The sequence below is a fragment of the Actinocorallia aurea genome (assembly GCF_054783995.1).
Window position 1 is genome coordinate 72,413 of sequence record NZ_BAAGPQ010000040.1, and the last position, 20,522, is coordinate 92,934.

General features: G+C 68.5%; 21 protein-coding genes and 2 tRNA genes. 7 read left to right on the forward strand and 16 right to left on the reverse strand.

The features are described 5' to 3' along the window. Nucleotides 1-12: 12 nt before the first annotated feature. A tRNA-Ser gene (locus tag ACYVOM_RS40705) sits at nucleotides 13-99 on the forward strand. Between the two features lie 45 nt (nucleotides 100-144). Here ACYVOM_RS40705 and ACYVOM_RS40710 read toward each other — a convergent pair. The 4 genes from ACYVOM_RS40710 to ACYVOM_RS40725 all read right to left on the reverse strand — a co-directional run bounded on the left by ACYVOM_RS40710 (nucleotide 145) and on the right by ACYVOM_RS40725 (nucleotide 2,149). Next, complete coding sequence (locus ACYVOM_RS40710) at nucleotides 145-324, reverse strand: hypothetical protein (RefSeq protein ID WP_460308983.1); 180 nt, start codon at nucleotides 322-324, stop codon at nucleotides 145-147. A gap of 88 nt (nucleotides 325-412) precedes the next feature. Further along, entirely contained in the window at nucleotides 413-952 is a 540-nt protein-coding gene (locus ACYVOM_RS40715) for a Clp protease N-terminal domain-containing protein (protein WP_460308984.1), read from the reverse strand. Nucleotide 953: 1 nt separating this feature from the next. Further along, the gene (locus tag ACYVOM_RS40720) at nucleotides 954-1,205 is read right to left on the reverse strand and encodes a helix-turn-helix domain-containing protein (protein WP_460308985.1); all 252 of its coding nucleotides are present in this window, start codon (nucleotides 1,203-1,205) and stop codon (nucleotides 954-956) included. A gap of 215 nt (nucleotides 1,206-1,420) precedes the next feature. Next, nucleotides 1,421-2,149: a M15 family metallopeptidase gene (locus ACYVOM_RS40725; protein ID WP_460308986.1), complete on the reverse strand. Its 729-nt coding sequence runs from the start codon at nucleotides 2,147-2,149 to the stop codon at nucleotides 1,421-1,423. 16 nt (nucleotides 2,150-2,165) lie between these two features. Here ACYVOM_RS40725 and ACYVOM_RS40730 point away from each other — a divergent pair, with 16 nt between their 5' ends. Continuing rightward, on the forward strand, nucleotides 2,166-2,561 hold the full coding sequence (locus ACYVOM_RS40730; RefSeq protein ID WP_460308987.1) for a hypothetical protein: 396 nt from the start codon (nucleotides 2,166-2,168) through the stop codon (nucleotides 2,559-2,561). A 21-nt stretch (nucleotides 2,562-2,582) separates the two neighbouring features. On the opposite strand, the gene ACYVOM_RS40735 is transcribed toward ACYVOM_RS40730, so the two are convergent. Next, nucleotides 2,583-3,047 carry a MarR family winged helix-turn-helix transcriptional regulator gene (locus tag ACYVOM_RS40735; RefSeq protein ID WP_460308988.1) on the reverse strand — a complete coding sequence of 155 codons (465 nt, stop codon included), beginning with the start codon at nucleotides 3,045-3,047 and terminating at the stop codon, nucleotides 2,583-2,585. 259 nt (nucleotides 3,048-3,306) lie between these two features. Between ACYVOM_RS40735 and ACYVOM_RS40740 the strand changes: the two genes are divergently transcribed. After that, complete coding sequence (locus ACYVOM_RS40740) at nucleotides 3,307-4,500, forward strand: AAA family ATPase (protein WP_460308989.1); 1,194 nt, start codon at nucleotides 3,307-3,309, stop codon at nucleotides 4,498-4,500. A 329-nt stretch (nucleotides 4,501-4,829) separates the two neighbouring features. On the opposite strand, the gene ACYVOM_RS40745 is transcribed toward ACYVOM_RS40740, so the two are convergent. Further along, entirely contained in the window at nucleotides 4,830-5,561 is a 732-nt protein-coding gene (locus ACYVOM_RS40745; RefSeq protein WP_460308990.1) for a MauE/DoxX family redox-associated membrane protein, read from the reverse strand. Nucleotide 5,562: 1 nt separating this feature from the next. Then, nucleotides 5,563-6,249: a hypothetical protein gene (locus ACYVOM_RS40750; protein WP_460308991.1), complete on the reverse strand. Its 687-nt coding sequence runs from the start codon at nucleotides 6,247-6,249 to the stop codon at nucleotides 5,563-5,565. Between the two features lie 583 nt (nucleotides 6,250-6,832). On the opposite strand from ACYVOM_RS40750, the gene ACYVOM_RS40755 reads away from it, so the two are divergent. Further along, nucleotides 6,833-7,219 (forward strand): hypothetical protein, encoded by a 387-nt coding sequence (locus ACYVOM_RS40755; protein WP_460308992.1) that lies wholly within the window; start codon nucleotides 6,833-6,835, stop codon nucleotides 7,217-7,219. 56 nt (nucleotides 7,220-7,275) lie between these two features. Further along, nucleotides 7,276-7,364 (forward strand) — tRNA-Ser (locus ACYVOM_RS40760). 67 nt (nucleotides 7,365-7,431) lie between these two features. Here ACYVOM_RS40760 and ACYVOM_RS40765 read toward each other — a convergent pair. The 5 genes from ACYVOM_RS40765 to ACYVOM_RS40785 all read right to left on the reverse strand — a co-directional run bounded on the left by ACYVOM_RS40765 (nucleotide 7,432) and on the right by ACYVOM_RS40785 (nucleotide 10,864). Further along, complete coding sequence (locus tag ACYVOM_RS40765) at nucleotides 7,432-7,689, reverse strand: tyrosine-type recombinase/integrase (protein ID WP_460309048.1); 258 nt, start codon at nucleotides 7,687-7,689, stop codon at nucleotides 7,432-7,434. Continuing rightward, nucleotides 7,587-8,465 (reverse strand): tyrosine-type recombinase/integrase, encoded by an 879-nt coding sequence (locus tag ACYVOM_RS40770; RefSeq protein ID WP_460308993.1) that lies wholly within the window; start codon nucleotides 8,463-8,465, stop codon nucleotides 7,587-7,589. Before ACYVOM_RS40770 ends, ACYVOM_RS40765 begins: the two co-directional genes overlap by 103 nt. Then, nucleotides 8,354-8,806 carry a hypothetical protein gene (locus ACYVOM_RS40775; protein WP_460308994.1) on the reverse strand — a complete coding sequence of 151 codons (453 nt, stop codon included), beginning with the start codon at nucleotides 8,804-8,806 and terminating at the stop codon, nucleotides 8,354-8,356. The genes ACYVOM_RS40770 and ACYVOM_RS40775 overlap by 112 nt, the downstream gene beginning before the upstream one ends. Nucleotides 8,807-9,617: 811 nt before the next feature. After that, nucleotides 9,618-10,460 carry a hypothetical protein gene (locus ACYVOM_RS40780; protein ID WP_460308995.1) on the reverse strand — a complete coding sequence of 281 codons (843 nt, stop codon included), beginning with the start codon at nucleotides 10,458-10,460 and terminating at the stop codon, nucleotides 9,618-9,620. Then, the gene (locus ACYVOM_RS40785) at nucleotides 10,457-10,864 is read right to left on the reverse strand and encodes a hypothetical protein (protein WP_460308996.1); all 408 of its coding nucleotides are present in this window, start codon (nucleotides 10,862-10,864) and stop codon (nucleotides 10,457-10,459) included. The genes ACYVOM_RS40780 and ACYVOM_RS40785 overlap by 4 nt, the downstream gene beginning before the upstream one ends. A gap of 203 nt (nucleotides 10,865-11,067) precedes the next feature. Here ACYVOM_RS40785 and ACYVOM_RS40790 point away from each other — a divergent pair, with 203 nt between their 5' ends. After that, nucleotides 11,068-11,892 (forward strand): hypothetical protein, encoded by an 825-nt coding sequence (locus ACYVOM_RS40790; RefSeq protein ID WP_460308997.1) that lies wholly within the window; start codon nucleotides 11,068-11,070, stop codon nucleotides 11,890-11,892. Between the two features lie 704 nt (nucleotides 11,893-12,596). Next, nucleotides 12,597-13,802 (forward strand): 3'-5' exonuclease, encoded by a 1,206-nt coding sequence (locus tag ACYVOM_RS40795; RefSeq protein WP_460308998.1) that lies wholly within the window; start codon nucleotides 12,597-12,599, stop codon nucleotides 13,800-13,802. Between the two features lie 193 nt (nucleotides 13,803-13,995). Here ACYVOM_RS40795 and ACYVOM_RS40800 read toward each other — a convergent pair whose 3' ends face one another. From ACYVOM_RS40800 to ACYVOM_RS40815, 4 genes are read right to left on the reverse strand one after another with little or no spacing between them, the layout of a single operon-like run. Continuing rightward, the gene (locus ACYVOM_RS40800) at nucleotides 13,996-15,132 is read right to left on the reverse strand and encodes a hypothetical protein (protein ID WP_460308999.1); all 1,137 of its coding nucleotides are present in this window, start codon (nucleotides 15,130-15,132) and stop codon (nucleotides 13,996-13,998) included. Continuing rightward, nucleotides 15,129-16,355: a methyltransferase, FxLD system gene (fxlM, locus tag ACYVOM_RS40805; protein WP_460309000.1), complete on the reverse strand. Its 1,227-nt coding sequence runs from the start codon at nucleotides 16,353-16,355 to the stop codon at nucleotides 15,129-15,131. Before fxlM ends, ACYVOM_RS40800 begins: the two co-directional genes overlap by 4 nt. Beyond that, nucleotides 16,352-17,704, reverse strand: coding sequence for a lanthionine synthetase C family protein (locus ACYVOM_RS40810; RefSeq protein ID WP_460309001.1), 1,353 nt, complete (start codon nucleotides 17,702-17,704; stop codon nucleotides 16,352-16,354). The genes fxlM and ACYVOM_RS40810 overlap by 4 nt, the downstream gene beginning before the upstream one ends. Then, on the reverse strand, nucleotides 17,701-20,514 hold the full coding sequence (locus ACYVOM_RS40815) for a lantibiotic dehydratase (protein ID WP_460309002.1): 2,814 nt from the start codon (nucleotides 20,512-20,514) through the stop codon (nucleotides 17,701-17,703). The genes ACYVOM_RS40810 and ACYVOM_RS40815 overlap by 4 nt, the downstream gene beginning before the upstream one ends. Nucleotides 20,515-20,522: the final 8 nt, after the last annotated feature.

The window sequence follows — 20,522 nt, forward strand, 5'->3', positions numbered from 1 at the left end:
GTGACCTCCACTGGAGGGTTCGCATAGTGGACGAGTGCAGGCGCCTTGAAAGCGCCCGGGCCTTCACGGGTCCCATGGGTTCGAATCCCATACCCTCCGCCCAGTGACACCGCGGGCCTCGGGGCACCTGCCTGCGAAGGGGCCTCAGCCCATGAAGATGACGAGGGCCGCGATCGCGACGGCCACGACCCCCGCCACGGCCGCCGCGGCCGCGATCATGCCCATGGGCAGCCCTGAAGGCGCCGCGGGCTCGGGACGGTTCTGCTCGGTGAACGCGCGGAACTGCTGGGTGCTCCGCGCGGGATCCAGTTCGTTCTCAGCCATGCGCGGGAGGATAACCAACGCGTGTGACGGCTGGGGTTCCCCTTTCTCACGCTTGGGGCTTGACGGGGGCTGAGAAGGCCGGGGGCGGTCAAGCCGCCAGTTCCGCGATCTCCGCCTCGGCCGCGCCCTTGAGGGCCTCCAGATCGACGTGGGCGGCGCGCAGGGCCGTCACCGCGGGGGAGTTCGGGAGCATCAGCAGGCCCAGCAGGACGTGCCCGTCGCAGATGAAGCGGTTCTTATCGCGCAGCGCGACCCGCAAGGCGAGCTCAAGGGTCTTCTTAGCCTCGGAGGAGAATCGGATGTGCCCGCGGGGGCTCGCGCCGGGGCCGCCGTCCAGGGCGCCGGGGCCGAATGTGGCCTCGGTGGCCTCCCTGACGGCGTCGAGGTCGATGCCGATGGCGGCGAGGGCGTCGGGGTCGAGTCCGTCGGCCTGACGGGCGATGATCGGGCGCAGCGCCGCGGCCGTGACGTGCTGGGAGGCCAGCGCGCGGCCTGCGGGGCCGTCCGGCGGGCCGAAGAGGCCCAGCAGAAGGTGGGCCGTGGTGATCTCCCGGTGGTGGAGGCCGCGGGCCTCGGTCTGCGCCCGTTCGACGGCCACGCGGGCGTCCCGGTTGAAGCGTTCGAACACGTCAGTCCTCCCCGTCCCGTGCGACGGACACGCGCCGCACCGTCTCCAGCTTCCGGTGCTTCTTGTGGACCGCCTGGCGGCTGATCCCCAGGGCCTCTGCTATCTCCTGCCAGGACCAGCCGAGGGCCCGGGCGTTGCCGACCTGGAGGGATTCCAGGCGCTCGGCGAGTTCCCTCAGCGCGCGCACCGCGCGCAGGCCGATGGCCGGGTCGCGGCTGCCCGCCTCTCGGGCGAGCTGTACTCCATCGCTCATGTTGTCAACATAGGTTGACGCTCGGGTCCTGTCAACCTTGGTTGACGCGAAGGGCAGTGTGACGCGACCTACTTGGGACGAGTTCTGGTGATTTGCCCACATGCGGGCGCTCGGGAAGGTAATTGTTCAGAGCATGGTCATGTGGTCATGACCCCGCGAACCCCGTACGGCCGCGGTGGTGTCCGCGCCCCCGCCGCGGCCGTACGGAACCAGCGTCAGCGCTTGTCGAAGTGCTGGTAGTCCCGCGTGCCGGACCAGTAGCCGCCCCACTGCCAGCCGATCGCCTCGAACGCCTTGACCGTCTTGTCCCCCGCGGTGATCACCCCGGGCGCAGGAGAGCGGTCCGTGTAGAACTTCTTGCAGCGCGGGTGGGAGACCTCCCCGGACGTCGAGACGTAAGGGTTCTCGCAAGGGTTGATGTCCACGGCCATGCCGTAGGCGTGCCTCGACCAGTTCTTCGAACCCGTCGCCGGACGGCAGTTGAAGGCCGAGGTGTTGTCCGCCTCGATCGAATCGAAGTCGTCGCCCTTGTAGACGTCGACCGGGACCATCTTCCGGATCGGGAACTTGTTCTTGTAGAGCGTCCCGAAGGTGTCCGCGACGTCCTGCGCCACCTCGGCGTTCACGACGAGTTTGCCGCCTTCGTGGGCTTTGCCGTCAAAGCCCCAGTAAGGCATGGTGATCATGCGGAGTCCCGAAACCGGGACCGGGCAGCCCTCCCGCCACGAGTGCTCGAGGTCCGCGGCCGTCAGCTTGGAGATGTCGGCCTTGAAGGCGACCTTCGTGGGAGTGGGCTCCGGGGTCTCCGCTGACTCGGAAGGAGTGGCGAAACCCGATGGCGACGCGGCGCGATCCGGGACCTCCTCGGTCTGGCCACATGCGGCCGACCCGACGAGGAAGACGGCCGTCAGGGCAAGTATCGGAACTGTCCGTACAACGTCCATCACCTCAGGATCGCCCATGACCGAGAAGGACGAACGCCCGACCCTCTCGGACGAGCTCTTCGGCGGCGAGGACGGACCCGCCGAGCCCGTCCGCGACCTTCCCCCCGAGCCCGCGCTCCCGTCCTGGCCCGCGTTCCTCGGCGCCAAGCCCACCCCCGGCCAATGGGTGCTGGGCGGCATCGGCGCGCTGCTCTTCGCCGTGATCGACCTGATCGTCATGTGGGCGCCCCTGCGCGACCGCGACGTGGCCAGCGACGTCCAGTCGGTCGTGCTCATCATCGTCGCGTTCGGCATCGGGACGGTGATGGTGAAGCTCGTCGGCAACTCCTTCAGGGCCATCGGCTTCGGCATGATGGCCGCCTGGATCGCCCTGACCCTCTTCTCCCTCGGCTTCGCCACCGGCCTGACCTAGCGGCCGGCCGGAGGGGACGCCTCAGCCGAGGGCCGGGCGGGCCCGCTCGGCGATCCTGGCGAAGACCCGGCCGACCACCTCGAACTCCTCGGGGCTGAGGAGGTCCACGAAGTGGTCCCGGACCGTCGCGACGTGGTCGTGCGCCGCCTCGCTGAGCACCCGGTACCCCTCTTCGGTGAGGGTCGCGTTCACGCCGCGCTTGTCGTCGTCGGCGGGAACGCGGACGACCAGGCCCTTGCCCTCCAGTCGGGCGCACGTGTGCGACAGCCTGCTGCGCGAGTGGTAGGACATCTGGGCGAGTTCGGCCATGCGCAGGGTCCTGCCGGGGGACTCCGACAGGCGGACGAGGATCTCGTACTCGGGCATGGTGAGGCCGTGCGCGGCCTTCAGCTCACGGTCGAGCAGCTCCAGCAGCAGCGAGCTGCCGTCGAGGTAGGACCGCCATCGGCCTTGCTGGGCCGCGTCCAGCCAGCGGGTTTCAGCCATGCCGCGAGCCTATCGCCAGGTTTTGCCCAGGGTCGGTGGCGAGTCGAACATTTGTGCGTTACGGTGAGCGCACGCGATCGAACGCATCTTCGATCAATGCTGGTCGCGCCGTGTTCGGTGTGCCCTGTTCGGTCTGCTCTGTGTGGTGTCCGAGGTCTAGGCGGGGTTGGGGGGAATCATGGCTGTAGTGGCGACACGCCGTAGATGTTCATACGGAAATCTACGGCCAGGGCTATATGGGCTCATAGAGTCCGAGAGCGTGGATCCCGTACGCAATCCCTATGCACCGGGCGCGGGCCAGCGTCCACCGGAGCTGGCGGGGCGCGACCGCGAACTGCTCCAGTTCGAGGTCGTGCTGGAGCGGGTGGCGCGCGGCAGGCCGGAGCGCAGCATGGTCATCACCGGGCTGCGCGGCGTCGGCAAGACCGTGCTGCTCAACACGTTCCGGTCGATGGCGATCCAGCGGCTGTGGGGCACCGGCAAGATCGAGGCGCGGCCCGAGCAGTCGATCCGGCGGCCCGTCGCGGCGGCGCTGCACACCGCGGTGCGCGAACTCGCGCCCCGGCACCGCGCGCCCGATCGGATCGAGGGGTTCCTCGGCGTCCTCAAGGCCTTCGCCCAGGCAGGGCCGCAACCGACCACGCGGGCCAAGGCCCCGGCGCACCGCTGGCAGCCGGGCATCGACGTGCCCGCCGCACGCGGCCGCGCCGATTCGGGCGATCTGGAGATCGACCTCACCGAGCTCTTCGTCGACGCCGCCTCCGTCGCCACCGATCTCGGCGTGGGCATCGGCCTGTTCGTCGACGAGATGCAGGACATCCCGTCCGAGGACGTCTCGGCGCTGTGCGCGGCCTGCCACGAGCTGTCGCAGACCGGTGGGCCGCTGATCGTCGTCGGCGCGGGCCTGCCGCATCTGCCTGCGGTGCTCAGCGCCAGCAAGTCCTACTCCGAGCGGCTCTTCCGCTACGCCAGGATCGATCGCCTCGACCGCGAGTCGGCCGATCTCGCGCTGCTGGCGCCCGCCGAGCGCGAGGACGTCAGCTTCACCCCCGAGGCCCTCGACGCCCTGTACGAGGCCGCGGACGGCTACCCGTACTTCGTCCAGGCCTACGCCAAGGTCGTCTGGGATCTCGCGCCCACTTCGCCGATCACCGTCCACGACATCGAGGTGGCCGCGCCGGAGGCCGAGAGCGAACTCGCCGTCGGCTTCTTCGGCAGCCGCTACGAGCGCGCCACCCCGGCCGAGCGCGACTACATGCGCGCGATGGCCCTCCTCGGCGACGAGCCGGTGCCCACCGCCTCGGTGGCCGACGAACTCGGTCGCAAGCCATCGAGCCTTTCCCCGGCCCGCGACGGCCTCATCAAGAAGGGCCTCATCTACAGCGCCGAACGCGGCCTCGTCGCCTTCACCGTTCCCCACTTCGGCAAGTTCCTCCGAGCCCAGCCGGCCTGACCCCACGCCGGGCCCGGAGTCCGGATCGGAGTTTCTACAGCTCTCTAGCCTTTTCCCTAGAGAGCTGTAGAAAGCCGTGACCAGAGTTATCTACGTGTTTCTAGCGTCATGCGTAGAAACCGGTAGAGAACTCTTGCCGATCTCCGACCAGGCCCATTGGCCCGTCATCCGGCCGAACCGCCCTGTCTCCCACCGAGGCGCACGGCACGCGTGGGGCACGCACGCTCGACGGCGGTCCGGAAGCGAGCTGCTCGGCGGGATCACGCGGCCGCTCGGCTCGGTGAGGGCCGAAGGGAGGGGGGCGTAGGGTCGGGGTCGCGGCGGGGGCGTCAGGCGAAGACGGGGGCGGCCAGGAGGCCGGAGTCATCGTGGGTGGGGGCCGTCGGGACATGGGCGACGCGGACCTCGCCGTCGGCGAGGGAGACGGCGAAGACGAGTTCGCCGCGGGGCACCGGGTAGACGAGGAAGCGCCAGCACAGCTCGCGCCACACGTCGGAGGGCTCGCCGAGGCCCGCTCCGTGCTTGCGCCAGGCGGTGCTGGAGTGCAGCACCCGCAGGGTGTCGGTGAGCGGCACCGGGCGGCGTTCGCACGGCACAGCCGCGCGCTTCAGCAGCGCCGTCGTCTCCGGCGAGACCGCCGCGATGACGGCGAGTTCGACGAGGAAGACCGCCTCGGCGAGGCCCGGGCCGTCGGCCAGGACGGCCCAGCCCGCCGTCGGCGCCCAGCAGGCGGCGATCGCGACGCCCGCCATGAGCGCCGTGCGCGCCACCGTGCGCCGGCCGATCCGGATGCGGCTCAGCCGGCCGAAGCAGCCGCAGCCGTCGTCCGGCCGGGAGTTGCGCAGCTCGCCGACCACCCACGTGGCCGCGGTGAGCATCACCGCGGTCACCAGGCGCGGCACCAGCGCGTCGGTCGCGAGCAGGGCGAGCGCCAGCACGCCCTCGACGAGCGCGTAGAGAACGCCCGCCCGGTTCTTCGGCGCGTGCAGCTTGCCCCAGGAGGCCAGCGCGAAGACCACGATGATCACGAGGAGCTGCGCTCCGAGGAACTCGTCCGACATCTCACCCCACCACCAGGGTCACGTTGAAACAGCCGACATCCAGATCGCCGCCGAGGTCGACGAAGCTGGCCCGGGTGAGTTCCACCACCCGGCCCCGCGGCGACGTCCCGCAGACGACGCAGCGGTCGCAGAAGCGCGCAGCGGTGCAGCCGCACTCGATCACCCGCGCCTCGGCGCTGCGCTTGCCGCAGTCGTTGCGGACGTGCAGGGCCGAGCCGAGGGAGAGCAGCGGAAGCGGCATGCAGGACGTGGGCGCCTCCGGGCAGCCTCCGGCGGCGCCGTACGGGTCGAGCGCCGGGTACGCGGCGCCGCGGCCGCCGACGGAGAACCAGGTCGCGGTCCCGCGCAGCAGGGCCCCGGCGGCCGCGCTGGGCACCTCGGCGAGCGGTCCCGCCTGTGCGGTTCCCGGCCGCACCGCGACGGGTCCGCGCTCGGAGCGCAGCGCGATCACGTCGAACAGCTGGCCCGGCTCCATGCGGGGATGCCGGACGAGGATGTGCCCGTAGTTCTCCGGCGGGATCAGCACGTGGGCGCGCGGCCGGTGCGGCCCCTGGTCGACCTCGACGTTGTGCGCGGCCCCCCGCGCGCCCCGTTCGCGCGCGACGGAGACGATGACGCCGTTGACGCGCAGGATGTCGACCCAGATCCGATCGGCGGCCAGGCCGTCGGCGGTGGGCCGCACGACCACCTCACGACCAGGAACAAGCGCCGACAAATCCGCCTTTCCTCCATGCCAGATCGTTGTTGATTCCGACATCGCAATACGAAAGTCGTGAAAGACCGGTTCTCTCCCGTGGGAGTGGGCCGGGGTGCGCAGTACGAGCAGGTGGGGACTGGCATCGACGATGCGCCCCTCGACCGCGTGCAAGGACGCTTCCGCGGGGGCCAGGAGCCGTCTCGGCCCCGCCCCCAGCACTGCCGCCCGCAGCTCGCGCCTCCGTCCCATGCCTCTCCTCACCGTCTCGGTGCTCCACACTTACTAGGTATCAACCATGAGTCGACCATTTTGTCCACAAGTCCCTGTCACAGGGGGAGAGAAATCCTCTACCGGGTAGAGATTCCTCTCCCTCAGGTGGTCCGAAATGGAGGATTCTTCTACCGAGGCGGTGGATTCGACGGTGCATGTCATGACATGCGGCAATCGGCGGGACGGACCGGGGCATCAGGGCCCACGCGAGGCGGAACGGCCGGGCGTCGGTACGGTGAAGGCGCTCGGCGGGCACCCCTGCGCCCGCTAGTCTCGGGATCCCCCGCCTCCCCCTGGAGCCACCATGCGCCTGCGCCCGGCCCTCATGGCCGCCGCCCTCGTGCCCCTCGCCGCGTGCAGCGGCGGCGGCTCCATCGACCACGCGGCCGCCTGTGAGGGCTACAAGACGGCGATCAACACGTTGGGCACGACCCAGGTGGGCGTCGATTTCTCCGACCCGTCGACCCTCACCGGCCCCTACAACGACGCGGCCGGCGAGATCCGCGCGATCGCCGGCGACGCCGCCGACGAGCGCGTCGAGGAGGTCGGCGACCAGATCGCCGATGCCCTGGACCAGGTCGTGGAGGCCGCCAAGTCCGGCTCCTCGGCCGACCGCCCGTCCCTCACCGCCAGCGGCCGCCTCGCCGACGCGGTCTCCGCCATGGAGAGCGAATGCGGCCCGATCTCCTAACCGCTTTGCGGGCCTTCCCCATCCCCGGTACCCTGTCACCTGGCCCCCAAGGCCATGGAGGTGTCGCCTAGTACGGTCTATGGCGCCGCACTGCTAATGCGGTTTGGGTTCACGCCCATCGCGAGTTCAAATCTCGCCACCTCCGCCCACGATCAGGGCCTCCGCTCATCAGATGAGCGGAGGCCCTGATCATTTCCCGACCCTGGTTGCAGTTACCGGTTCTCGGTGCCCCAGAGGGCCGATCCGAGCCGGTTCCCCGCGTCCTGGACGAGCTGCGACGCGATCACCGTGTACCGCTCGGTCGTCGTCACCCGGGCGTGGCCGAGCATCTCCTGGATCACCCGCACGTGGATCCCCTGAGCTGCCATCAGAGCGCCGGCGGTGTGCCTGGCGTCGTGCAGCCGCCCGTTGTGGACGCCCGCCTGGTGAAGGATCGCCTTCCACTCCTTCCAGTCCTCGGTCCGGTCCAGCGGGGAGCCGTTCGCCTGGCTGAAGACCACGTCCCAGCTTCCCAGTCGCCCGCCTTCGCCTTCTCGCTCTCCTGGTCGATCTTCTGCTGACGGAGCTCGGGCAGCAGCTCCGGCGGGCACATCAGGACGGGCTTCTTCTTGCCCTTGCGCCGCCGGAACGTCGCCTCGCCGCCGGCGCGCCTCGGGCAGCGGTGCGCGTGGCCGACGCAGTCCTTCGGACACGGCCGCTTGGGGCAGGCATGCCCCTGCTTCGTGCAGCCCGGCTTGCAGGAGCCGCGGTGGACGTACACGGCGCAGTTCTTCGCGCACTTCGCCTTGTGCAGCGCCTCGCCGCACGCGTGCGGGTCGGAGCAGCCGTGCCGCCAGGCGGCCTTCTGCAACTGGTACCACGGCCGGATCTCGCCGGTTTCGAGGTTGACGTCGGGCCAGCGCAGGCCGATCACCTCGCCCTGCCGAAGCCCCAGCGCCAGCGCCAGCGACCACCTCGCCCGGTTCCGCCGCTTCAGCTGGGTCACCTGAAGGATCTTCCGCGCGTCGTCGAGACCGTAGGGGCTCGGCTCGAAGTCCGCCGGTTCGGGTGCCTCGATCAGCCTGGCCACGTTCCGCCCGACGAGCTCACGCCGGACGGCGATCGTCAGCGCCCTGGAGATGATCCGATGGATCTTCAGGACCGTGCTGGACGAGAGCCCCGCCGCGTACATCTGCTGGTAGGCGGCCTCCAGGTGATCGGGCAGAAGTCGGTCCAGCCGGTGCTGCCGAGCAGCGGGACGACCCACAGTCGGTTCTTGCTCCGGTAGTCGTCCAGCGTCCGCGGCGCCATCTTTCCCGACGACACGAGCACCTCGCAGACCGTGCCGAGATAAGTGGCCATCCACTGCTCAAGCGTGGGCGTCCGGCCGGCCTTGCGGGTCCTGCCCGCATCCCGATCGTTCTCCAGCTTCCGGACCTTCTCCGTCACCTCGGCCTCGGTGGAGCCCGAGCGGTGCCGCCGGTCCGGCGACCCGTCGCTCTTGACGCCCATGGTCACCCAGCCGTGCCAGCGCCCGTCCGTCTCGCTGAAGTAGATGGAGGACCGGCCGTTCGGTGTCCTGCTGTCGGCGTTCTTTCGCCTCGCCATCGCTCAGGCCACCTCGGCTTCCCGCTCAAGGACGGCGACGTACTCGTCGATCGCGCGGACGGGGACGAGACGAGTACGTCCCTCGCAGACGGTGCGAAGCCTCGCCGGAGGCGATGAGCTTGTACACCTGGCTCCGGCTCTGCGAGATGAGGATCATCACCTCGGGAATCCGGTAGAGGGCCTTCTTCTGGATCTGGGGAGCCGCTGTCGCGACTTGGTGATTCGTCTTGGGGGAGACGGTCATGATGGGGGTGCTTCTTACTCAGTCCCTGAGGGGACAGGTCGGGTCGGGAGCGGCGGCCCTGATGCGCGTACTTGGCGGTAGGTGGCATCGGGGCCGCGCACTCCGGATAGATCGGGTGTACAAGCGGCGAAGGCATATAGGCCGCAGAACGTGACAGCAGGGGCTCACTCGACGGCATGGGCACACGGCGCACAGAGGCGGTAGGCCATCAGGACGGGACCATGCGCGGCGGACCCGGCGTAGAGCGGCGACGCCAACTGCCCGCACCGATCGCAGCCGCAGCCGCGCCCCTCGGCCGACTGGAGTTCCTCGGCACACGACGCACAGACGAGTCGGTCCGTGGCCCACGCGGCCGTGTGCCCGACATCGGCGAACGCGTGATGTGAGGGCAGAACGTCCCCTCGCCCGCGACCATCGTTCGTCCGAACTCGGCGAACCTCTCCCGGATCCAGGAAGCCTCGGTCCCTTTGACGGCCGTACCGGTCTGTGCGGCGGACCGGTTCAGAACACGGCGGACTTCGGCCTCGGCTGCCCGGTACTGATCGCGGTAGGCAATCTCCGCGGGCGTCATGACGTCCCCGCTTCGACCTTGCCCACTGGTTCAGCGGGGTGGGCAAGGTTGTGGGCAACCTCCTGGGCAATCTCTTGCCTGATGGTCCTGACCAGCACCAACGCCTGCGACTTGGAGATCCGCATGGCCTTGGCGAGGTTGTCGGCGGAGATCGGCCGCCCCCGGCTTGCCCGGTGCTCGGCGTCCAGTTGCCGAGCTTGCCCAAGCCGCTCACGCACCTGGGCAACCTTCTCCTCCGCGGTGACCGCTCTCCGGCGGGTGCGCACCGGCTCGGTCGCGAGATTGCCTGGTCCCTCTTCGACCCCTACCGCGTCCTTGCCTGGTGTCTCCGCAGGCTCGGACTCGCCGCGGACGGCCGGACCGGTCTGGTTCTCCTCGGCATCCAGGACTATGCCCTCGCAGGTCGGACGGTCGGCAATCTCCCGTGCGGACCGCACGACCCACATCGCCAACTCGTAGGAAATGATCAGCGCGACAGCCGGCCATGCCGCGATGGCGGCAGCGAGTGGACCGTATTCGAGTCCCTGGAGCACGTTCGCGACCAACGTCGCCGCGATACCGACGACCAAAGCGGTCTGCGACAACCACCCCGGCTTGAGCCCGTACCGGACCGCCCACAGCTTCGCCATGGAGGAGGCGTAGATCATCCCGTCGATCGTGAGCGGGATCAGGTAGACGGCTGCTTCCCGCTCGGCCCCGTACCGCTCGACCACCTCGACCGCGTGCCAGTACGAGACCCACCCCGCGACGGCGGCGACAAAGATCACGATGACGGTCATCGACAGCCGGATCAGCTGATCTCCAACGCGACGGCCTTCCGCCGCCTCGGCGCGCTTCATCGCGCGGCCACTTCGACCGGCCGACCGTTGAGACGGGCCAGCGCCTCAAGGACGAGACGCAGGTTGGTGCCGTCGAGACCGCTGAGCGCATCGCGCAGGTCGACGGAATGCCCTTCGGCAATGCTCGCCGCGATCCGCAGCATCGCGGCCTCACTGGCGGAACAGACCAGACGCCCCGCCCTGACCGCCCCGACGGCGGCCTTCCAACGGACGAACGCCATCGGGGCGTCGCCGACGTGAGCAGGGTCCGTCTCTACCTCGATGTAGCGGGCGACGAAGTCGGCACGGGACAGCCAGATCCGGTGACCGATCAACATCTCGACGGAGGCCTCCGCCGAGAGGAGACCACGAGCGGGACGACGCAGCATCTCGCCTATCGCGGCGGCGGAGTGGGGGATCTTCACAATCTCTCCAGTCATCTTGGGGAGCGGTCAAAGACGAGAAGGGGCATCGACCGTTGGGCGTGACACCTTCCTCCCCGGCACGCACTCTCCCTCGGGTGCTAAGGGGGACTTAGCACTTAAAAGATGGCAACGCCTCCCGGGTGATGTCAAGTCCCCCTAAGCACTAGTCTGGTGCGGGTAGGAGAGGCCGATCGGGAGGGCGCGTGATCGAGGAAGTTCGCCGGGTCGCTGCGATCAAAGACGACGCCGCTCGGGTGAAGGCCGCCGCCTCCCTGATGACGGAGCTCCAAGCCGGCGTCATGGAGACGGCGCGAATCCGCAGAGAGGGCATCCGCCTGCTCCGCGAGAGCGGTCAGTCCCTGGCGGACGTCGGCCGGCTGCTCGGCGTCAGCCGCGCCCGGGTCGCCCAACTCAAGGACGCCGGCCCGCCGCCCGAAAGAGCCTTCCTCGCCCTGGACCGCCTCAGGGTCGCGATCCCCGAACAGCCGGAAGGCCGCCTGGTCGCCCGCGCCGACGCAGCCGCTGGCCAGCAACTCCTCACCCTCGCGCTCAGCATGGACCTGAGAGGCGAACTCGAATACCTCCCGCCATCCGGCGACATCGACCTCACGGGCGACGACCTCATCATCATCTGCCGCCCCGAGACATCCCCACAGATCACGGCGCTCCTCCAGGCAGACCCGCGCCTGGACCTATCCCCGCACACCGGCGACCAGGGCGAGATCGTCGAGCGTGATGGCGGCAAGACGCACTCTGTGGAAAACGCAGAGAACAGCGCCATCGCCTACCTCGGCCGCCTCCCCGATTCGAGCGGAGACGGCTCCGTCCTCGTCATCGCAAGCGCCCAGCCGATCGGAGCGTACGGGGCGGCCCACTACCTGAACGAACACCTCGCGGACCTCTACAACGCAGCCGGACGGCACCACTTCTCCATGGCCATCTCATCGGTGCACGACCTGGGCACGGACGAGGTGGTGTCTTCTCGGGCACTGACTGGTCCGCTGCTGCATGCGGGGACAAGCGAGTGAGCTTTGTCCCCGGCACGGTCCCCGCGGAAACCGGCTCTGACCAGGAACGGGGATGACGGGGACAGTAGGGACGCCTAACGGCCGTATACGCGTTCTTCGGTCATGCAGGGAGGCTCTGAGGCCCGAGCGGCAGCCGAAATCTGACTCGTACGCATCCGCCGACCATGCCACGGTCGGCGGCGATCCGGCGTGGCTCACCGAGGTCGGCATCGACTTCGGTGGTCGTGATCGATCAGGCGCAATGCGCTATCGAAGATTTTCACGCCCATGATGGGCAGAGCCTGTTTGGGAAGCCTCAGCGAGCGGGCCGCACCGCATCCGCGTGATCGCCCGAAGGGCCTCGCCCCAAGCGATGCCCGGCCCGATGGCGAGTGCCAGTATGCGCCGGGAAGGGCTCTGGCGTGGGGAAACGTGTCCTGGCAATGCAGGATCTCGTCTCCGGGTTGCGATCGGACACACAGGGTGCCACTTAGGTCAGGCGTTCGGCTGCCTCCTCGGCTTCATGCCCAGTCGCCAAGCGCCTTCAGGACTGTCGTGCGTTCGCCGCGGTCGGAAACAGCCGATTGAACAATGCATCTCCGCCGCGTCACCCACCCGTCCATACCTACGTGGCGAACCTGACATCCCTTGGCAGTCGATAAGCCCTCTTGACCAGTCTAGATGAATCCACTTAAATGTTGATCTCTGGCATAGGGGGCGGATGTATGGGTTTGCAGGAGCGCGCGCTGAGTGTCCTGGACACGGATTCCGAGTGGCATTATGTGATTGATCTAGAGACGACTGGACTGGTGGATGAGCCCGGTTACATCACGGAGATCGGTATCACCGACACCACTGGCCGGGCGATCTTCGCGATGAGGTTGGATCCCGAAGCGCCGATCACCCCTGAGGCAGCAAGGATTAGTGGCCTCCACCAGGACTGGGGGCGTTCAGGTTCAGTTCATGGGATGCCTACGTTCGCGCAGATCTATCCGCTTCTCCGTGAAGCTCTCATGGTTGATGAAGCGGAGGGGGGAGGAGGGATCCGGCTCGTCGGCTTCAATGTGGAGTTCGAGCAGGGAATCTTCCGGAACGAGTTGCTTCGGCTCGGAGTGGATGAGGCCGAATTCAAGCGTTGGGCGTCATTGGATTGGGTTGACGCCCAACCCTTCCTCGCTGAGCATCTAGGTAGGAAGGTCACCGAAACATCGCTTACGGGCGCAGACCACACTGCACTGGGAGACTGCCAAGCAACCATCGCAGCACTCGAACTGGTAGCTGGTCGAACTCCGTCATCGGGTCCCAGTGGACAGGCGGTTTCGCCGAAAAAGCTGGCCTGGCTTTACGACCTTACCCGGGAGGCGGAGCCTGACTCGAAGTGGTCCTCGCGGGACTGTGCCGTGGCCATCGTCGGGCGACCGATCACATTTCTTGACGAGCTGGCGCCGGATGAGGTCGAACAGGTAATCGACCATCTGAACTGGAACGACAAAGCCGCAATCGGAGCGGTTCGGACCCTGCGAGGACTCCTGGCCAGCCGGCTGGAAACCACCTCGGGTATGGGTGGTACGAAACTTCTTGCTTCGATCGTTAGCGATCTCCTGGGGCGGCAGGTCGGCAGTGTCTGGGAGCTCGATCCGGAAGTGATTGTCGCTTTGGCGGATCAACTCCAGCAGGAGTCGTGGGAAGAACCTAACGCGGTTCCATCGGCTGACAGACTCATGAAATCTCAGGTAGATCGTTTGAGAAACGCACTGCGTGGGGTATTCGAGGAGTGTGCGACATCCCGCTACATGTTCATGACCCGCGTCCTTAAGAGGAAGGTCATCTCCTTCGGGCAATTGACGGAGGACGAGGCCGCCTCGGTCTTCAACGCAATCGTTAAGCAGCGCGCTAGCCTCTCTCGAAAGCTCCCGGCGTGGAAGGCCTGACGCCGCTACACGTAGTCTCCATGCAAGGTTCCTGACGGTTTACCTGCAACAGCAACGGGCCCCTGAATGAAGGCGACTCCCAGCTAAGCGCCTTGTTGGCTTCGAGGTCAGGATCCAGTTCGATCGCGTGCTTCGGTATGGGCGATCGCTTCGGCCCGTGTGCGCGGTACCCGTGTTCCGCTCCGAGAGAAGCTTACGAGCTCCTCAGCATCCGCAGTTGGTCGCTGGCGCCATTGGCAGCGAGCGATTCTGCCAGTGAGGCTTCGGCTGCCGAAGTGGCAGCTGTAATCTGCTTGAGGAGTTCGGCGGGGACGGTGCTTTGGCTCAGCCCGGAGGCGTCCAGAAGATCGGTCAGCGTGTCCCGCGCGGAGGCGGAGATACGGGCTTGGCCGACGGGGCTACTGAGGATGTCTCGCGCGGCGTACGCGTCCTTCGTCCGCAGCACGTCTGACTCGATCGCCAGAACCAGTCGGCGATCGGGCTCTTCGTCGGCGAGGCCGAGCATGGCGAGGCCGAGTCGTGTCCTGAACAGTACGTGTCGGGGATCGTCGTCATCGAGTGCGAGGTAGCTGTCGGCGAGTGTCGCGTTCGAGACGCCGTGGCCTATGAGGGTCGTGAGCGTGGCCGCGATGGCGGCTTCCCAGCGGGTGGGTGTGGGGGTGTCGTTCAGGAGATCGGCGGAAATCCCGGTGTCGCCGTGGGCGTAGTGGGCGATAATCGCGATTTGGCGGCCGTCGAGGAGACCGTGACCGATGCCCTTGTGGTCATGGAGGTGCTGGAGGGCCTGATCCCAGCATCCGGCTTGGGCCAGGGCGCGGGTTCCATCGGTCAGGAGCACGGTCCACAGCCATCGGACGACTTCTCGGTGGTCATCTGCGGTTCGGGTGAAGCCGTCGAAGTCGGTAGGGATGCCGTCGATGAGGACCGCTTCCCGACGACGAACTGTGGCGTACAACGTGCTGATCAGCTCGTGGCCAGTGATTCCGTCGTCGTCGCGGGTGCGGAGGCGGCCGAGGTTGATCAGAGGCTGAAGGACGAGCTTCGCGGTTGCGGCGTCGAAGGGACCGGCAGCGCGGAAGATCTCGAACTGGCGGCGGCACAGCTGGTGGGCGAGGTCGGGCAGGCCGCAATCGCTGGCGATGAGCGCAGCGAAGTTGAGGGCCTGAGCCGCGGAGGCGGCGGCTTGGTCTGGGTTTCCGTGGGCTCCGGTGTCCGCCAGGTCGGCGATCTGGCGGACACGGACTTCCAGCGGATGGCAGGGAGGCGCGAGGCGGGGCACGAGAGGGAAGCGGCGGGCGACGTCCTCGTGCAGCGCCGGATTCTGGTTCACCAGGTGACGGCCAGTACGGAGTGCGGTTTGTCGATGACGGTGCCGACGGCGGGCTGGGCTGGTTTGAGGTAGGCGTCGATGCGGGGCGTGGTGTCGCGGTGTGCGTCGTCCCATAGACGGATCTGGTCCAGGAACAACTCGGTCAGGGCATTTCCGCCAGGTCCGTGGGCGCGCACTCCCAGCTCGAACATCGGCCGGGCATCTGGCGCATCGGCGTTCTCCCGCTCGGCGGGCCGGATCGTGAGGTAGGCGAAGGAGTCGGTCGAGTTGGTGAGGGCTGCGCCGCCCCAGCGGAAGGCGGGGGTCGCGAGGTCGCTGGTGACGGCGTCGGGGGCGGCGACGATGCGGCAGAAGCCGGGGCTGGTGGTGGCGAGCCAGAGATCGAGGTCCTGGAAGGGTTGGCCCGATCGGACGGTCACGCCGGACCAGGTGCGGGTGGACGGCTGAGTGAGGGCGTCGGACATGGGTTCGGCTGCGGCGGTGCCGCCTTCGCTGAGTAGGAGGTTGACGCCGCTGGCGAGGGTGAGGACGGGTTCGTCTCGGGCGTCGATGCCGCGCATGGCGAGGAATCCGCAGGTGATCATGGAGCGGCTGGTGAGGTGGTCGTCTTCTCGGTCGAAGGCGATGGCTCGGCTGGTTCCGCCGATGATGCGCAGGGGGACGACGAGCCTGCCGGCGGGGGCGAGCTGCTGCCACCAGGCGGGCGGCAGGTCCCAGGCTCCGGCGGTGACGATGATCCGGTCGTAGGGGGCGCCGGGGGCGTGGCCTTGCGCTCCGTCGGCGGTCAGCGCCTCGACGTGGGTGAATCCGGTGGCGGCCAGGGCGTCGCGTGCTCCGGCGACGACGTCGGCGTCGATGTCGACGGTGACGACGTGGCCGGTCGGGCCGGTGAGGGTGGCGAGCAGGGCGGCGTTGTAGCCGGTGCCCGCGCCGATCTCCAGGATCCGCATCCCCGGCCGGACGTCGAGCTGTTCCAGCATCGCCGCGACGACTCCGGGCGCGGAAGCCGAGCTGAGCGCGATGCCGTCGGCATCGCGCTTGGTCACGACGGCGTCGTCGGGGGCGTAGGCCGTCTCCAGCGGCGAGTCCGGAACGAAGGGGTGGCGGGGCACCGCCCGCAGCGCCGCTTCCACCTGGGGCGAGATCACGGTTCCTCGGGCGACCAGGAGGTCAACGAGGCCGGTGTGGAGCTGGTCGGCGGTCGCGCGGGTGTCGGTGTTCATCGTGGGAACCTACCTTCGGTCGTGGCGCTGGACAGAGAGTGAAACGGATCGTGCTCACTCGGCCCGGTACGGCTGGTCGCAGGGGGCATGAGCAGGGCTGTGGTCCAGGTGGCCGGTGTCTCGGGGTCGGCCATGTCTGCGAGGAGTAGGGCGATTCCGGCCGCGCCGACCAGGAGGCCGGGCTCGTCGGTGACCGTGCCGTGGTCGGAGTGGGAGAAGAGGAACGGGAGCCGCTGGTCGTGCTGCGCGGTCAGCTCAGCGAATGCTGCGTTCGTGGTGCTGATGCTGCCCGCGGCTGCGGCGCAAAGCAGGACGCCGGCCGTTCCGTGGCAGATCGTGGCTCCCTCGGTGTCCCAGCGGCCGGACCGCGTGGCGAGCGCGTCGATCGCGGCCAGGCCGTCGCCGATCAGGTCCGGGTCAGCGAGCGCATGGCCCGCAGCGTGGAGGGCGACACCGATGCCGGGGGCTCCGTAGCACCAGGCGTCACGGCGGCCTCGGGTGCTGGGCGCGGTGGCGGTTCCGGCGAGGTCTTCGGCGGTGATCTGGGGCGGCCAGCCGTTGCCGTCGCGCCAGTCCAGCAGCCAGTCCGACGCGACTCGGATGCCCTCGGCCTGTCGGACGGAGCCGTGGCCGGTGAGCTGGCATGCGGAGAGGAAGGCCAGAGGCCCGGCGATGCCGTGCGCGAGTCCGGTGTTGGCGGCATCGACGTTGTGCGGGTCGGAGCGCGCGGCAGGGTGCTGCGGCGTGGGACGCCACCAGCCGGGTCTTGATTCGTCTGGGGTTTCGATCATGGCGATGAGGGATTCCTGCGCTGCGTGCAGGCCCTCTTCGGCATCGGCGTGGCCTTCCTGGGCGGCAGCCAAGAGGACCCTGCCGATTCCCGCCAGGCCGTTGATGACGTCGAAGGTCTGCCAGGGAGTCCCCGCGTCGCCGGCGTACCGTCGGTCGCGCTGCCAGGCCGCGACAGCGGCGGCTCGGGAGGACAGCCATCGGACTGACCGGTCGACCGAGGCTTGATGTCGGCCGGAGTCCGTCAGGTAAGGGGTGCCGAGGATGAGGGAGGTGGCCAGGGCGCCTATCCCGTTGAAGATGCCGCCGGTCCGGGGTGGAGTTTCGATATTGATGCGGGTGGCGCGCGCCCAATGGGCGTCGGCCGCGGCGGCGAATCGCCGGTCATGCTGGGACAGGCGGGCGTGCAGGAGCGCGGTGCCTGCCAGCCCTCGGGACAGCGAGGTCGCGGCGGGTCCGGTGGCGGTGATGATCGGATTTGGGTCGATCAGCCGGTCGGCGATAACGACGGCCGTTTCGACGGGATCGAGAGCACCGGTGGGGATAGGGATGACGGTCATCGGGACGACCCTTCGGTGAGGCGGACGCGGTAGGCGATCAGATCGGCGGCCAACGCGCGGACAAGCAGTTCATCGCCGGGCGCCAACCGGTTGCAGTGCATGTGGATCAGATCGGAGGCGATCGCCTCGTCGGGCTGGTCGAGCGCGGTGGAGTAGGCGTCGAGTGCTGCCTCCCACCCGTCCCCGAGCACCGGGGCAGCGCGGCGAACTTTGGGGCGCAGCGCGTTCATGCGGCGGTGGTCGGCTCGGCCGAGACGCCGACGCAGAGACGCCGCTCCGCCAACGCGTGCGGCGATCTCGACGGCGGCGTGCGCGGCGGCGGCGAGGCGCTGCTCTTCCCGGCGGGTGGTCGACAGGAGGCGCAGGACAAGGCGGCTGTCGGCGTCGAAGAACCTTTCGGCGGCGGTGATGGCGTCGGGGCCGCCGTACCGTTCGATCTCCTGCTCGTATGGTTCGACGCAGAACCCGCTGATCAGCCTCTGCGCTTGCTGATCGGACGCCCACATCGATAGCGACGGCAGCAGAGTCCCGTACAGATAGGCAGGTTCACCCCGGAACCGGACGCGAAAGTGTTCTCCATGGCGGCTGTCGTGGAAGCGCAGCCAGAACCACCGGTCCCAGTCACCGGGAGTGTCCTGGATCCAGCGCCCGAGCGAAGTCAGGATCGGCTCTTGGCAGGTGGTCGGGGCCTGGAGCGCCAGCGATAGCCATGGCCCTCCCGGTAGGTACAGGCCGTCGCCCGCGCGCCGGGGCGATGGCGCGCACGGAACCGGGCGGTCGTCCTGCCGGCTGGCTCGGTCCAGAGAGACGACCAATTCCAGGACGTGGTGCCCGTTGGGACCAGGGATCACCGCGCTGGATCCGGCAGAACCTGGTGGGGCAGCGACCGCTGCCAGCCCGCGCCGGACGTAGCGGCGCAGAAGCTCACGATCGTCGACTCGCGACAAGTCCAGGACGAGCTGCCTGTCGGAGTCGTCTGTGACCACCACGTTGGGCAGGGGCGGAACCACCGTTCGCCGCCATGACGCCAGCGCGCGATCCCATCGGTCGGCGCTGCTCGCAGCCGAGGCCAGATGGTGGGGCAGGGTCCAGCGGGCGCTGGTGAGCCAGGCATCGCGGTAGCGGACGGCTGGGGTGAACGGTGCCTTGAGGTTTCCCCAGGTCCAGCAGTGCCAGGGGCGCTCTCCCGAGTGACCGGCCATCGCCAGGAATCGGGCGGCCGAGGGCAGGAGCGGCAACGCGATCCGGCTGTAGAGGACAGGACGAACCGGCCGGCCCAGGAGCCGAGACCACACGATGAACCGGTGCCCGTCGGAGAACACCATCAGCGCCGCCATATCGAGGTCGCCCGGCCGCGGCGGGACGCCGATTGGAATTCGGCAGGGCGCGACGCTGGTCTGCACGGAAACCGAAGCGAGCGAGGCCCTCAGGGGCCGGACCACGAGTTCGGCGTCAACGGGAGCCGTCCCATCCGCGGGCGGCGGAGCGGGCGCGACGCCGAGCAGCGGGGAGAACCGGTGGCTCGTCGATCCCGCGTCCTGAGATCCCCCGGACACCACGATCTGGAACGAGCAGGACGCCGTCGGATCGGCCAGAAGCCGGAAGTAGATCTCAGCCGTACGAGGCGCGCTTGCGGGAGATCGATTGGTCAGCCGGTCGACGTCCTCCTCGTCCAAGACGATCTCGGTCCATCCGTGTGCCGCGGCGTCAGCCAAGAGCCGGGCCAGCACGGCGGACCGGGTCGGGTCGTCGGCAGCGGCTCCGATCGTCTCCGTCTCTTCCACGGGGCCGAGACCGACAACAGGGTCCAGCAGTTCCAGGAGCGGGACGGCCCGTGCGGTGCCGTAGCGGGTGAGGAATCGCTGGTGGTAGTCGTCCAGCGGATCGGTGCCCCATCCGATCCTCCACAGGAGGCTCGCGGTCGCGGCGGCCTTGCGGGCGACCTCGGTGGGCAGCGTCACGGTGGCGTCGACGGCGGTGTCGGCGCGGAGAATCCGATCGGCTGGCATGAGGTCATGCGCAGTGGCCAGAGCATCGATGAGGAACGCCAGCCTTTTCGAGCTTCCGGGGCGATGGCGGTCCGCCTCGATCAGGAGCGAGCGGAGCCGGTGCAGCTGCTGGCGATGCGAGGAATCCGCAGGAAGTCGACGCAGCAGGTGCCCGAGCGGATCGGAGCGCGGATCGTCAGGGACGAGGTTATGAAGCAGGAAGCCGCTGTCCAGAAGCTCACGCAGCAAACGCTGTGCTGGACCGGCGGGCCATCGTGCCGCCAGTTCAGCCAAGACCGTCGCAGCGCGGCTTCCTCCGCGGCAGGATTCGAGAACGAACCGGGTCACCTCGGTGGCGCGGATACTGATCATCGTCTGCCTCGTGCTGCCGTCGATCGAGGGTTCGATCTCGTAGCGGTCGCCCCGTTCGAAGGTGAGGTTGTTGGTCGTCACCGTTGCTTCGTCCATGCCATCGGGATCGTTCACGACCTCGCTGACCAGCTTGTTCAGCCACGCGGGATCGGGATAGGTGATGGTTCTGTGGTCCGAGCCCAAACGGAGGTCCGCGGTCTCGGCGAAGGCGGCATTGGCGACACCCGCGAACACACCGTGCGGGGTAGTACGGGCCTGCGCCCTGATCCCGTAGGCCCGCCGCGTCAGGCTCCCCGGCCCACTGTGTTCGGCCGCCTCCTGGGCTGACGGACTTGCCAGGCCGATCGCTTCGTCCAGCAGCTCGGCCGAGCCGACGCCGCTGCCGAGTTCGGGGAGAAGAGGAATACGAGCGAGGGCGTGAGGTCGGGCGGTGAAGATCGGACGGGCCACAGCGCACT

What these genes read in the sequence shown, in the direction of transcription:
- ACYVOM_RS40710 (WP_460308983.1), bottom strand. Translation starts at nt 324, where the DNA reads ATGGCTGAGAACGAACTGGATCCCGCGCGGAGCACCCAGCAGTTCCGC.
- ACYVOM_RS40720 (WP_460308985.1), bottom strand. Translation starts at nt 1,205, where the DNA reads ATGAGCGATGGAGTACAGCTCGCCCGAGAGGCGGGCAGCCGCGACCCG.
- ACYVOM_RS40725 (WP_460308986.1), bottom strand. Translation starts at nt 2,149, where the DNA reads ATGGACGTTGTACGGACAGTTCCGATACTTGCCCTGACGGCCGTCTTC.
- ACYVOM_RS40730 (WP_460308987.1), top strand. Translation starts at nt 2,166, where the DNA reads ATGACCGAGAAGGACGAACGCCCGACCCTCTCGGACGAGCTCTTCGGC.
- ACYVOM_RS40735 (WP_460308988.1), bottom strand. Translation starts at nt 3,047, where the DNA reads ATGGCTGAAACCCGCTGGCTGGACGCGGCCCAGCAAGGCCGATGGCGG.
- ACYVOM_RS40745 (WP_460308990.1), bottom strand. Translation starts at nt 5,561, where the DNA reads ATGTCGGACGAGTTCCTCGGAGCGCAGCTCCTCGTGATCATCGTGGTC.
- ACYVOM_RS40755 (WP_460308992.1), top strand. Translation starts at nt 6,833, where the DNA reads ATGCGCCTGCGCCCGGCCCTCATGGCCGCCGCCCTCGTGCCCCTCGCC.
- ACYVOM_RS40775 (WP_460308994.1), bottom strand. Translation starts at nt 8,806, where the DNA reads ATGGCGAGGCGAAAGAACGCCGACAGCAGGACACCGAACGGCCGGTCC.
- ACYVOM_RS40780 (WP_460308995.1), bottom strand. Translation starts at nt 10,460, where the DNA reads ATGAAGCGCGCCGAGGCGGCGGAAGGCCGTCGCGTTGGAGATCAGCTG.
- ACYVOM_RS40795 (WP_460308998.1), top strand. Translation starts at nt 12,597, where the DNA reads ATGGGTTTGCAGGAGCGCGCGCTGAGTGTCCTGGACACGGATTCCGAG.
- fxlM (WP_460309000.1), bottom strand. Translation starts at nt 16,355, where the DNA reads ATGAACACCGACACCCGCGCGACCGCCGACCAGCTCCACACCGGCCTC.
- ACYVOM_RS40810 (WP_460309001.1), bottom strand. Translation starts at nt 17,704, where the DNA reads ATGACCGTCATCCCTATCCCCACCGGTGCTCTCGATCCCGTCGAAACG.